The sequence below is a fragment of the Rhodococcus sp. JCM 9793 genome (assembly GCF_055380405.1).
This window is the reverse complement of record NZ_AP043721.1, coordinates 4,311,595-4,324,105: the sequence shown is the minus strand read 5'-3', so window position 1 is coordinate 4,324,105 and position 12,511 is coordinate 4,311,595. Positions and strand designations below refer to the sequence as shown.

12 protein-coding genes and 1 tRNA gene are annotated in these 12,511 nt (G+C 65.8%); 9 read left to right on the top strand and 4 right to left on the bottom strand.

Translation table 11 applies throughout. The features are described from left to right. The first annotated feature begins 7 nt into the window (after window positions 1–7). Window positions 8–244: a hypothetical protein gene (locus ACZ46K_RS22105; protein ID WP_054805246.1), complete on the top strand. Its 237-nt coding sequence runs from the start codon at window positions 8–10 to the stop codon at window positions 242–244. 79 nt (window positions 245–323) lie between these two features. Here ACZ46K_RS22105 and gdhA read toward each other — a convergent pair whose 3' ends face one another. The 3 genes from gdhA to ACZ46K_RS22090 form a co-directional block, all read right to left on the bottom strand. Next, complete coding sequence (gene gdhA, locus ACZ46K_RS22100; RefSeq protein WP_464744799.1) at window positions 324–1,667, bottom strand: NADP-specific glutamate dehydrogenase; 1,344 nt, start codon at window positions 1,665–1,667, stop codon at window positions 324–326. Window positions 1,668–2,058: 391 nt separating this feature from the next. Further along, a tRNA-Arg gene (locus ACZ46K_RS22095) sits at window positions 2,059–2,132 on the bottom strand. A gap of 50 nt (window positions 2,133–2,182) precedes the next feature. After that, window positions 2,183–2,881, bottom strand: a complete 699-nt coding sequence (locus tag ACZ46K_RS22090) for a DedA family protein (RefSeq protein ID WP_054805242.1) — start codon at window positions 2,879–2,881, stop codon at window positions 2,183–2,185. 291 nt (window positions 2,882–3,172) lie between these two features. Between ACZ46K_RS22090 and ACZ46K_RS22085 the strand changes: the two genes are divergently transcribed. The 6 genes from ACZ46K_RS22085 to ACZ46K_RS22060 are packed head-to-tail and all read left to right on the top strand — an operon-like array spanning window position 3,173 to window position 9,981. Next, on the top strand, window positions 3,173–4,051 hold the full coding sequence (locus ACZ46K_RS22085) for an FAD binding domain-containing protein (protein ID WP_464744797.1): 879 nt from the start codon (window positions 3,173–3,175) through the stop codon (window positions 4,049–4,051). A gap of 4 nt (window positions 4,052–4,055) precedes the next feature. Further along, window positions 4,056–4,544 carry a (2Fe-2S)-binding protein gene (locus ACZ46K_RS22080; protein ID WP_054807657.1) on the top strand — a complete coding sequence of 163 codons (489 nt, stop codon included), beginning with the start codon at window positions 4,056–4,058 and terminating at the stop codon, window positions 4,542–4,544. Continuing rightward, the gene (locus ACZ46K_RS22075; RefSeq protein WP_464744795.1) at window positions 4,541–6,970 is read left to right on the top strand and encodes an aerobic carbon-monoxide dehydrogenase large subunit; all 2,430 of its coding nucleotides are present in this window, start codon (window positions 4,541–4,543) and stop codon (window positions 6,968–6,970) included. Before ACZ46K_RS22080 ends, ACZ46K_RS22075 begins: the two co-directional genes overlap by 4 nt. A gap of 31 nt (window positions 6,971–7,001) precedes the next feature. Continuing rightward, entirely contained in the window at window positions 7,002–7,883 is an 882-nt protein-coding gene (locus ACZ46K_RS22070; RefSeq protein WP_464744793.1) for an XdhC family protein, read from the top strand. Next, window positions 7,880–8,779 carry an AAA family ATPase gene (locus ACZ46K_RS22065; RefSeq protein ID WP_054806228.1) on the top strand — a complete coding sequence of 300 codons (900 nt, stop codon included), beginning with the start codon at window positions 7,880–7,882 and terminating at the stop codon, window positions 8,777–8,779. Before ACZ46K_RS22070 ends, ACZ46K_RS22065 begins: the two co-directional genes overlap by 4 nt. Beyond that, window positions 8,776–9,981: a vWA domain-containing protein gene (locus ACZ46K_RS22060; RefSeq protein ID WP_464744791.1), complete on the top strand. Its 1,206-nt coding sequence runs from the start codon at window positions 8,776–8,778 to the stop codon at window positions 9,979–9,981. The genes ACZ46K_RS22065 and ACZ46K_RS22060 overlap by 4 nt, the downstream gene beginning before the upstream one ends. On the opposite strand, the gene ACZ46K_RS22055 is transcribed toward ACZ46K_RS22060, so the two are convergent. Beyond that, window positions 9,966–10,439, bottom strand: a complete 474-nt coding sequence (locus ACZ46K_RS22055; RefSeq protein WP_464744789.1) for a hypothetical protein — start codon at window positions 10,437–10,439, stop codon at window positions 9,966–9,968. The genes ACZ46K_RS22060 and ACZ46K_RS22055 overlap by 16 nt on opposite strands. Before the next feature lie 105 nt (window positions 10,440–10,544). Between ACZ46K_RS22055 and ACZ46K_RS22050 the strand changes: the two genes are divergently transcribed. Next, window positions 10,545–11,810, top strand: coding sequence for a sensor histidine kinase (locus tag ACZ46K_RS22050; protein ID WP_464744787.1), 1,266 nt, complete (start codon window positions 10,545–10,547; stop codon window positions 11,808–11,810). Further along, a complete protein-coding gene (locus ACZ46K_RS22045; protein ID WP_054806229.1) occupies window positions 11,807–12,490 on the top strand; it encodes a response regulator transcription factor in 684 nt (227 codons plus the stop codon). The genes ACZ46K_RS22050 and ACZ46K_RS22045 overlap by 4 nt, the downstream gene beginning before the upstream one ends. The last annotated feature ends 21 nt before the right edge of the window (window positions 12,491–12,511 follow it).

Genomic DNA, 12,511 nt, shown 5'->3' with positions numbered 1-12,511 from the left:
ATCCGGCATGGTTGGAAAATTCGAGCGGAACAAGGACGTCATCCAGGAGGTGACCGAATCGACGGCGACGCATGTCGGCGCGATCGCGAGCATCATCGCCGGCGCGGTCCGCGACGTGACCCGCGAGATCGGTGACCTGATCACCGAAGGGATCGAAATGCGCGAAGCCTCGCGGAAGGCGCGCAATGATCACCGCAGTGACGAGGTCTTCGACGAGAAGGACGACTACTTCGACGAGAAGTGAGCAGGACAGACAGAAAGCTCGCAGCCCTGGTGGATGACCACCAGGGCTGCGAGCTTCTACAACGCTTCTGCGAGCTTCGTCAGATGACGCCGAGGGCGAACATCGCGTCGGCAACCTTCACGAAGCCGGCGATGTTGGCGCCGTGCACGTAGTCGCCCGGCTTGCCGTACTCCGCCGCGGTGTCGATGCAGCGCCCGTGGATGTCGCGCATGATGCCCGCGAGGCGTTCATCGGTGTAGTCGAAGTGCCACGAATCGCGTGATGCATTCTGCTGCATCTCCAGCGCGGAGGTGGCGACGCCACCGGCGTTGGCTGCCTTGCCGGGAGCGAAGCGGACGCCCGCCTCGCGGAACACGGAAATACCGCCCGGGGTGGTCGGCATGTTCGCACCCTCGGCGACGACCTTGACACCGTTCTTGACCAGGGTCTTGGCGGCTTCTTCATCGAGCTCGTTCTGGGTGGCGCAGGGCAGCGCGACGTCGCACGGAACGGTCCAGATGTTGCCATCGGGGAAGAACTCGGCGTCCGCGCGCTCATCCACGTATTCGCAGATGCGGCCGCGACGGACTTCCTTGATCTCCTTGAGGAGGGCGAAGTCGATGCCGTTCTTGTCGTAGATGTAGCCCGACGAGTCCGAGCAGGCAACGACCTTGCCGCCGAGCTGGTGGATCTTCTCGATCGCGTAGATCGCGACGTTGCCCGAGCCGGACACGGCAGCGGTTGCACCTTCGAGGGTGTAGCCGCGCGCCTTGGCCATCTCGGCGACGAAGTACGCGACGCCGTAGCCGGTGGCTTCCTTGCGGACCTGCGACCCGCCCCAGGTGAGGCCCTTGCCTGTGAGGACACCGGACTCGTAGGAGTTCGTCAGACGCTTGTACTGGCCGAACAGATAGCCGATCTCGCGTCCACCGACGCCGATGTCACCTGCGGGAACGTCGGTGTACTCACCGATGTGGCGGTGCAGCTCGGTCATGAACGACTGACAGAAGCGCATGATCTCCTGCTCGGAACGACCCTTGGGGTCGAAGTCCGAGCCGCCCTTGCCGCCGCCGATGGGCAGGCCCGTGAGCGCGTTCTTGAAGATCTGCTCGAAGCCGAGGAACTTCACGATGCCGAGGTTGACGCTCGGGTGGAAGCGCAGCCCACCCTTGTAGGGGCCGAGCACGCTGTTGTACTGCACACGGAAACCGCGGTTGACGTGCACCTGGCCGCTGTCGTCGATCCACGGCACGCGGAAGATGATCTGCCGCTCGGGCTCGCAGAGACGCTCGATGAGCCCGAAATCGAAGTAGGACGGGTGACGTTCCAACACTACGTGCAGAGACTCGAACACCTCGGCCGCAGCCTGATGGAACTCGGGTTCGCCCGCGTTGCGGGCCTTGACCTGTTCATAGATCTCTGCGATGCGGTCCGAGGTCGACACGCCCACCTACCTGACTGTGAGAAGACTGTTACACCGTATTTACGTCGTGAACTATAGGTGCCGAGCACGACTGTCTGGTAATCCGGTCCCCTTGTGCGAGAAGGAACACAGCTGCCGCGGCAATTGGGAAACGTGGCCTGAGCGGCAGTCTGAGTGGCGAAACAGGGCGCGTGTTCTCGATCGTGCGGGAGCCCGAGCGGCGTATGCGATTCTACCGACGCCTTCGCCGGGGTGTCCGGCTTCCTCGGACCGATGCACGGCTGTGACCAGGGCGGACGGTTGTCAACGGAGTACTGTTGTCAACGGAGTACTGCGGGACCGAGGGACTCGCACGCGCGCAGGGCGAGCAGATCCTCATCGGGTTTGTCGTCCGGCGCTCGCGACCGTGGGGTGCCCCCGGCAGGACTCGAACCTGCGACCTAGAGATTAGAAGGCTCTTGCTCTATCCAGCTGAGCTACGGGGGCGCGGCCAAAATCTTAACGGGGCCGCGGCAGTGGCTGTGGATGGGGTCGGCTCATGTGGTGTGGGTGGGTCCGGAGTCTTCGGAATCATCGGCGGTGCCCGTCGCGACGTCGCTTCGCGGTGATGATTCGGCGTCGGTGTCGTCGCGTACGTCCACCTTGCCGGTCTGCAGCCTCTGCATCACATGATCGACTCCGATGCCCAGCACCACAGCCAGGCAGATGGAGACGACTGCGCCGAGTAGCGGTTGCTCGTGGAAGAAGCCGCCCACGAGTCGTCCCATCATCGACGAGTACACCGCCCAGGTGATCCCTCCGATGATCGTGAGCGGCACGAACTTCCTCCGCGGGTACCGCGTCGCTCCGGCGGTCATGTTCACGGCGATCCGGCCGATCGGGATGTACCGGGCGGTGATGATGATCGCCGCGCCGCGCTTGTCCAGACCCTTGCGTGCCCAGCCGAACGCTGCTCGGGCCTTGGGCTTGCGCATCCATGCGAAACGCTCGGTGCCGACCTTCCGTCCGATGGTGTAGGCGATGTTGTCGCCGACGATCGCGCCCAGCGCCGCGAGCGGTATGACTACCCACAGGTACGGCTTGCCTGTCGAGCCCGAGAGTGACGCGAGGGTGACCAGGATCGTCTCGCTCGGCACCGGAGGGAAGAAACCGTCGACGACGCAGACGAAGAACAGGAGTGGATACACCCACAAGGCCGCTGCCTGGCCGATGATGAATTCGTTGATCACGTCCATGGGGGCGGTGATGCTCCTGTCGGGTTACAGAGGGTACTGCTCCTACGGTATTCGCAGTCGAGTGAGAGCACATCAGGGTGACTCCCGGATCTCTGTCTCGAGGCCCCGCCTCGACCGCTGTTGCGGTCTGATCGCCTGCGCTCCCTATTCGGGTACCGAATCGAGGGCTGGTCGCAAAAGTCCGATTTCGACTCCCGTAATCCCACGTCGGCGCTACCCTGGGCATCACGGGGATGGCATACAAGCAGCATGTTCGATGTGGTGGGATTCACCCTAGGTCGGGAGTGAGACATGCAGGTTCCGGGCCCATTCGACTACGAGCGCGCGACCGGCGTGGAGCACGCGATAGATCTGCTGGACCGGTTGGGTGAGGAGTCCCGAGTCGTTGCGGGCGGGCACAGCCTCCTGCCGATGATGAAACTCCGGCTCGCAAATCCGGAGCACCTGGTCGACATCAACGATCTCGATGAACTTGCGTACATCGAGATCGAACCCGGAGTGGTCCGCATCGGGGCACTCACTCGTCACCGCGCACTGCTCGAATCCGACGACCTCGCCGCCGTGTTCCCGATCTTCCGGGACGCAGAGAAGGTCATCGCCGATCCGGTGGTGCGAAATCGCGGCACGATCGGCGGCTCGCTGTGTCAGGCCGACCCTGCCGAGGATCTCTCGACAGTGTGCTCGGTGCTCGATGCCACGTGTGTCCTCCGCGGTCCGTCGGGTGTGCGTGAGTTGCCGTTCGCGGCGTTCCACCTCGGACCTTACGAGACGGCGGTGGCGAGCAATGAGCTACTCGTCGAGGTCCGTCTGCCGCGACCCGGCGCCGGTTCGAGTGCCTACGCGAAGGTGGAGCGGCGCACCGGTGACTGGGCGGTCGCTGCGGCCGGCGCCGCGGTGTGGATGTCCGGCGGGGCGATCGCCGACGCCCGAGTCGGCCTCACCGCAGTCCGCGCCGACGACGAGGCACTCGCCGCGATCGCGCGTCTGCTTCGCGGCAGGGTTCCGTCGGAGGAGCTGTTCCGCGAGGCCGGAGCGCTCGCGTCGGCAGCGTGCTCCCCGGAAACCGATCAGCGGGGCACCGCTGAATACAAGCGTCACCTCGCCTCGGAACTGACCGTGCGGACACTGCGCCGCTCGGTGGACAGACTCGACTCGACCGAAAGGGCGTGACGGGATGAAGATCGCGATGACCGTCAATGGTGAAGACGTCGAGTCCGACGTCGAACCGCGCACGTTGCTCGTCCATTACCTCCGCGACCATCTGGGTCTGACCGGAACCCACTGGGGTTGCGACACCAGCAACTGCGGGACGTGCGTCGTCTCGATCGACGGCGAACCGGTCAAGTCCTGCACGACGCTTGCCGCAATGGCCGCGGGCCACGAGGTCGGGACGGTAGAGGGCCTCGAGAAGGACGGCGTCCTCGACCCTGTCCAGGACGGATTCATGCGCTGCCACGGACTCCAGTGCGGATTCTGCACGCCCGGCATGATGATCACCGCCCGCGCGCTGCTCGACCGCGATCCGGACCCGGACGACGCCACGATCCGTGAGGCGATCTCCAGTCAGATCTGCCGGTGCACCGGTTACACCACGATCGTGCGCTCCGTGCGCTGGGCGGCCGAGCACTCGAACTCCGAGAAGGATGCGGAGGTCACATCATGACCGCTGTCGAACCGGACCTCGAAGTCCAGGGAACAGAAGTCCAGGGAACAGAAGAAGACCCGGCCACTGCGGACAACGACCGGAAGCCGTGCGGTCACGGTCGCATGCTCCGCAAGGAGGATCCCCGGTTCATCCGTGGGCAGGGCCATTACGTCGACGACGTGACGCTGCCCGGCATGCTGCACATGGCGATCCTGCGTTCCCCGGTCGCGCACGCTCGGATCGTCGGCATCGATACCTCCGCGGCGTTGGAGCATCCGAAGGTCAAGGCCGTCATCACCGGCGCCGACCTGGCGGAGAAGGGTCTGGCGTGGATGCCGACCCTGTCGAACGACGTGCAGGCTGTGCTCGCCACCGACAAGGTGAGGTTCCACGGTCAGGAGGTGGCGTTCGTCGTGGCCGAGGACCACTATGCGGCCCGCGACGCGCTCGAACTCATCGACGTCGATTACGACATCCTCGACCCCGTCGTGGATGTCCGTACGGCGCTCTCGCCCGACGTACCCGTCATCCGCACCGATCTCGAGGGCAAGACCGACAACCACTGTTTCGATTGGGAAGCCGGCGACGCCGCAGCGACCGATGCGGTCTTCGCGAAAGCCGACGTCATCGCCCGACAGGAGATCGTCTACCCGCGCGTGCACCCCGCACCGATGGAAACGTGCGGCGCCGTCGCCGATTACAACCGGGTCACCGGAAAGCTGACGCTCTGGTCGACGTCCCAGGCACCGCACGCGCACCGCACGCTGTATGCGCTGGTGGCAGGTCTGCCCGAACACAAGATCCAGGTGATCTCACCCGACATCGGCGGTGGATTCGGCAACAAAGTCCCGATCTACCCCGGTTACGTGGGTGCGATCGTCGCGTCGCTCGTCCTCGGCAAGCCCGTCAAGTGGATGGAGGATCGCAGCGAGAACCTGATGAGCACAGGTTTCGCGCGCGACTACATCATGGTCGGCGAGATCGCGGCCACCGAGGAAGGGAAGATTCTCGCGATCCGGTCGCAGGTCCTCGCCGATCACGGCGCCTTCAACGCCACCGCCGCGCCCGTGAAGTATCCGGCCGGGTTCTTCGGCGTCTTCACCGGCAGCTACGACATCGAAGCGGCCTACTGCCACATGACGGCCGTCTACACGAACAAGGCACCCGGCGGAGTCGCGTACGCGTGCTCGTTCCGGATCACCGAGGCCGTGTACTTCGTCGAGCGGCTCGTCGACTGTCTCGCATTCGATCTCGAGATGGATCCGGCGGAACTGCGGCTGAAGAACCTGTTGCGACCCGAACAGTTCCCGTACACCAGCAAGACCGGCTGGAAGTACGATTCGGGCGACTACGAGACCACCATGCGCAAGGCGATGGACATGATCGGCTACGACGATCTGCGCCGCGAACAGGTCGAGCGGCGTGCCCGCGGCGAGCTGATGGGCATCGGCATGTCGTTCTTCACCGAAGCCGTCGGTGCGGGCCCCCGCAAGGACATGGACATCCTGGGTCTCGGCATGGCCGACGGTTGCGAGCTGAGGGTACATCCGACCGGCAAGGCAGTGGTGCGCCTTTCGGTGCAGAGCCAGGGGCAGGGACACGAGACCACGTTCGCGCAGATCGTCGCCGAGGAGATCGGGATCCCGCCCGACGACATCGATGTCGTGCACGGCGATACCGACGCCACCCCGTTCGGTCTCGGGACCTACGGCAGCCGGTCCACACCGGTGTCGGGGGCAGCCGCGGCCCTCGTCGCACGCAAGGTGCGCGACAAGGCGAAGATCATCGCGTCGGGCATGCTCGAAGTCTCCGTCGCCGATCTCGAATGGGAGAAGGGTTCCTTCCATGTCAAGGGCGACCCGTCTGCGTCCGTGACGATCCAGGACATCGCGATGCGCGCGCACGGCGCCGGTGATCTCCCCGAGGGAATCGAGGGTGGTCTCGAGGCCCAGATCTGTTACAACCCTGAGAATCTCACCTACCCGTACGGCGCGTACTTCTGTGTGGTCGACATCGACCCCGGCACCGCCGAGGTGACGGTCCGCCGGTTCCTCGCCGTCGACGACTGCGGCACGCAGATCAACCCGATGATCATCGAGGGCCAGGTGCACGGCGGCATCGTCGACGGCATCGGGATGGCTCTCATGGAAATGATCGCGTTCGACGAGAACGGCACGTGCCTCGGCGGCTCGTTCATGGACTACCTGATCCCCACCGCGCTCGAGGTTCCGACACTGGAGACCGGGCACACGGTCACTCCGTCGCCGCACCATCCGATCGGTGCCAAAGGGATCGGTGAATCCGCCACGGTCGGTTCGCCGCCCGCGATCGTCAATGCGGTGCTGGATGCGTTGAAGCCGCTCGGGGTGCGGCACGCCGATATGCCGTTGACCCCGTCGCGGGTGTGGGAAGCGATGCAGGGTCGGGCGACACCCCCGATCTGATGAACCGATCCGGTGCGAGAGGAGGCGCGGCATGGATCTGAGCATCCGTGAGACACAGCTACATGAAGAACGGCTCCCGTTCGTGCGGGCGACGGTGGTCCGGGCCCAACCGCCGACCTCGGCTCACTCCGGCGACAGTGCGCTCGTTCTCGTCGACGGCACGATCGAAGGCTTCGTGGGTGGGCAGTGCACCGAGACTTCGGTGCGTGCAGCCGCCCGACAGGTGCTCGATCGGGGTGAGAGTCTGTTGTTGCGGGTGTTGCCCGCGGAATCCGATGAATTCCCCGAGACTCCGGGCGCGACGATCGCCGTCAATCCCTGCATGTCGGGAGGGGCGATGGAGATCTTCCTCGAACCGCAGTTGCCACCGACAGTCGTCGCGGTGTCGGGTTCCTCGCCGGTGGCGCAGGCTGTCGCAGACTTCGCCCGCGGAGTCGACTACACGGTGGAGCAGATTCGCGGATCCGACGTTCCACGGCACTCGGCAGCGGTGATCATCGCGACACACGGCGGCGACGAAGCCAGTGTGATCAGGGCGGCGCTCGACGTGGGCGCCGGATACATCGGTCTCGTCGCGAGCCCCAGACGCGGCCGCGCGGTCCTCGACGAGATGGAGCTGACCGCCCCCGAGCGCGCCCGTGTGCACACACCGGCAGGGCTCGACGTCAGGGCGCGGACCGCGGCGGAGATCGGGTTGTCCATCGTCGCCGACATCGTGCGGGCCGTGCGCAGCGGCGAACTCACCCGACTACCGAAGCAGGCACGTCCGGTTCCGCGGACTGCGATCGACCCGGTGTGCGGTATGACGGTGACGGTCGCGGAGTCGACGCCGCACCTCGTCGTCGCAGGCACCGACGTGTGGTTCTGCTGCCCCGGCTGCCGACGCACCTACCAGAAGGAACACGCAGCGTGACCCAGCCGACGCGACCGTGGGTTTTCGACGACGTCGAGGATGTCGTCGCACGGTTCGACGCCCGCGACCATCTCCTCGACGAGGGCACCGCGAGCGCGATGTACCTCGCGGTCGAATTGGGCCGGCCGCTGCTTCTCGAGGGGGAACCCGGTGTCGGCAAGACCACGGCGGCGAAGGTGCTTGCAGATGTCCTCGGGAGCCCGCTGATTCGGCTGCAGTGCTACGAGGGATTGTCGATCTCGGAGGCGTTGTACGACTGGAACTATCAACGTCAACTACTCGCGATCCGTCTCGCCGAAGCGCACGGGACCACGCCGACGGAAGACGATCTCTACACCGAGGAATACCTGCTCGAACGCCCGATTCTCCAGTGCGTGCGGCATCGGGGCGACGCTCCGGCTGTTCTGCTGGTCGACGAGATCGACCGCGCCGACGACGAATTCGAGGCTCTCCTACTCGAGTTCCTCGGTGAATTCACCGTCACCGTCCCGGAACTCGGAACACTCACTGCTGCACAGCGTCCCGTCGTGGTGTTGACGTCCAACCGCAGCCGCGACCTGCACGACGCGTTGCGGCGGCGTTGCCTGTACCACTGGATCGACTATCCGGACCGTGATCGTGCCGTCGCGATTCTGCGGCGCACAGTGCCGGAGGCGGGTGCGGCGCTGATCGAGCGGGCCACCGATTTCGTTGCGACCGTGCGCGCACTCGACCTGGACAAGGCGCCCGGCATCGCGGAGACCATCGACTGGGTGTCTGCGCTCTCGGCGCTGGGTGTCTCGGATCTGGCGCGTCCCGGTGCTGGTGTGTCGTTGGCGGCCCTCGCCAAGACCCCCGACGATCGCGACGTCGTGGGGGAGGCATTCACCGATTTCGTGGTGGCCGGCGCACCGTGACGGCCTTTCTGCTCCCGGGCATCGATCTGGCTGCGTTCGCGGTGGGTCTTGCCGATCGGCTCCGTCGATCCGGCATTGCTGTGACGGTCGACGGTGCTGCGACACTGACCCGCGCGCTGCGTCTGCAACCCCCGCACACTCGTTCGCAGCTGTATTGGGCGACACGACTCTCGCTCGTGGATCGACGCGACAACCTCGAGAAGTTCGACGCCGTGTTCTCGGCGGTGTTCGACCACGGCGCGGTGCCGATGGATCCGCATGCTCGCCGTGCCGGACTCGACGACGGCGGCCACGATCGGCCTTCTACCGATGCTTCGAACGTAGGCCGCCGCAGGCCCGAAGCGGGCGGTGACGTTCCCTGGGTCACGCGCACGGTCACCGGCACCCTCGGAGACCGGGCTCCGGAGGACAACTCCAGACGTGGCGAGCGACTGCCCAGCGCACTCGAGGCCGTCGCCGACCAGCGGTTCTCGGACCTCGATCCCACTCGTCTGGCCGAGATCGCCTCGTGGCTCGAGCATGCTGCGGTGACGTGGCCGACCCGGGTCAGCCGCCGCCGCGAGCCGCATCACAGCGGGCGACTCGATCTGCGCGCGAGCATCGCGGCGTCACGACACACCGGGTACGAACCGGTACGACTCGTCCACACTCGACCTGCGCGGCGTCGCCGGCGACTCGTGCTGTTCTGCGACGTCAGCCGCTCGATGCGCGCCTACGCCGATATCTATCTGCATCTGATGCGCGCCGTCGTGCGCACCGGCGACGCTGAGGTCTTCGCGTTCTCGACCACGGCGACCCGTCTGACACCGACGTTGAAGAACCGCTCCGTCGAGCAGACGATCGACGCCGTCAACGAGCACGTCGAGACACGTTTCGGCGGGACCCGCATCGCAGGATCACTGTCCTCCGTCCTCCGTTCTCACCGGGGCGCTGCCCTGCGCGGCGCGATCGTCGTGATCGCATCGGATGGGTGGGACAGTGACGACCCCGACGACTTGGCGCGGATCATGACGCAGATCCGTCGTCGCGCGCATCGGGTGGTGTGGCTCAATCCGCGCGCCGGTCTGCGCGACTTCGCACCGGCGACAGGGTCGATGGCGGCGGCATTGCCGCACTGCGACGCGCTACTTCCCGCCGACACACTGGTCGCTCTGCGCGACGCGCTCGATGTCGTGCTCCGCCGGCCCTATCTCCATGCGTAGTGGCCTGCCCACAAGCTCGCAGTGCTCATCGATGGGATCGATGCCCGCACCGCTGCCGTCCGGCGGCGCCGGCGGCGTGAACGGTGCGTTCGCGGCGTGGCTCGCTCGAGGGCCTTGTGAGCCTCGATCATTGCGATCTCACCGCGCCGAACCGTTCGTAACGTCGGTGACGTGTGGGTGCCTGCGTCGAGGACTGCTCGAACCGCCGGCATCTCGTCTGCGAGCCGGACGCACGCCGTGTCCAGCGATGTGCCGTCTTCGAGTGCCTGATCGAGGCGGACGGCGAGATGCGTGGTCCACTGTCGCTGCAAGGTGAGAAGGACGTTGTCTCCCGAGCCGAAAAGCTCCATCGCGCGGGGGATCTCATCGAACCGGAGCGCGGAGTCGATGTCTACCTGTGCTCGGGTGAGCACGTCGTCCAGTACAGCCCGCCGTGCTCTGAATGTTTCCCAGGACATCTCGGTCAACTCCCTGAATCCGGTGCGTTCGATGTTCTCGAGGGAAACGCTACGAAGATCCGGCCCCTGTTTCGTCGTGCCACCGTCGAGTCTTTCTCTCCTACCGTGGGTGGAGACGGGATCCGCTCCGGGAACGACGCCGCAGCGGGCGTCTCCGCCTACGCTGATCCTGTGGAATTGATGGCGTACTTCCGCCGTCGTATGGCGGCGAGCGACTACGACTACCCGGTCGGCGTGATGCTGTTCGGCCACATCGGGATGGTCGTCGTCGCCTGTGTCGCCGTGGCGCAGCGTGACGGGTTCGTGCCACCGGGGTGGGCGCTCCTGTTCGGGCTGCTTGCTGCGTCCGCACCGATCGTGGGCGACATGGTCGAACCGGACTCGATGCTCGTGCGGCTGCTCATGGGACTCGTCGTGCTGACGGCGACCTCGCTGCTGCTCGTGCGGCCACCGGACACCGCCTTCGACTTCGCCCCACTCGTTCTCGTGTTGATGGTCGGCGAGATCGCGGCCATGACGCCGTTCTCGGTCAGTGTCGGTGCGTTGGCCGCGGCAGCAGCGGCGCTCACGGCCTTCGGGTTCGCCGGCCACCTCGACGGCGTGCTGTATTACCTCGCCGCCGTCGTGCTCGGGTGGATCATCGGGCGCCTGCTGCTGACCCAGTTGCGGCTTCTGCATCAGGAGCGCGCCGCGAAGTCGATCCAGGCGGAGCAGGCCGCAACCTCCGAACGTCAGAGGATAGCCCGGGAGGTTCACGACGTCGTGGCGCACTCGCTGAGTATCACGCTGCTGCATCTGACCGCCGCGCGTCGCGCGCTGGAGCAGGACCGCGATGTCGACGAAGCCGTCGACGCCTTGACCGACGCCGAGCGATTGGGGCGAGAGGCGATGGCGGACATCCGGCGGACCGTGGGTCTGCTCGACGCTCGACCGGCGGACACCCGTCCCGAACCGACGATCGCGGACATCCCGGAGTTGATCGAGGACTTCCGGCGCGCGGGTGTCCCGGTGGAGTTCGCGATGTCGGGAGACGTCGACGCGGCACCCGGAGCAACCGGCCTGGGCGTGTATCGGATCTGTCAGGAGTCGCTGGCGAACATCGTCAAACATGCCCCGGCCGCGAAGACGGATGTGCAGCTCGAGATCGGCACTGGGAAGCTGACCCTCCAGGTCCACAACGATCTTCGCGCACCCGCTGTGACGCCGTGTGGTCATGAGGGCTCGGGTCTTCGCGGTATGCGGGAGCGCGCGGCGCTGCTCGGCGGTGAACTGCAGGCAGGCCCCGATTCCGGAGGGTGGTCGGTGCGTGCGCAGGTCCCGCTTGCCGTCGACTCGTGCTCGATCGTTCGCCGGATCCCGGGGCTTTCATGATCGACGATGAAATCGGAGTGCTCCTGGTCGATGATCAGGAGCTGGTTCGGTCCGGGCTGCGCCGGATCCTCCGACGCAAGGACGGCTTCGTCATCGTCTCGGAATGTGCAGACGGTTCGGAGGTGCGCGACGCGGTGGCAGCACACCGTCCCGACGTCATCGTGATGGACATCCGGATGAAGCGGGTCGACGGAATCCAGGCGACCCGAGAACTCCGCAGCGCCGACGATCCACCTCCCGTGCTCGTCCTCACGACGTTCGACGACGACGAGTTGCTGTCCGGTGCGCTGCGGGCCGGTGCCGCGGGCTTCATCCTCAAGGACTCTTCGGCAGAGGATCTCATCCGTGCGGTCCGGAGAGTCGCCGCGGGGGACGGCTTCCTCGATCCCACGGTGACCGGTCGCGTGCTGTCGACATACCGCACCTCCGCGATGTCGCCCGAGAACGGTGGTCGGGGTGTCGACGAGCTGACTGCTCGCGAACTCGATGTGCTCGCCCTGATCGGTCGCGGTCACAGCAACGCCGAGATCGGCCGTGAACTGAGCATCGCAGGAGTGACGGTGAAGAGTCACGTCGGACACATTTTCACCAAGCTCGATCTCCGGGACCGTGCTGCTGCCATCGTGTATGCCTTCGACCACGGTGTCGTTACGCCCGGGCACTCCGACGGGGCGTCGTAGTCGACTTTCGCGAGGTCCTAC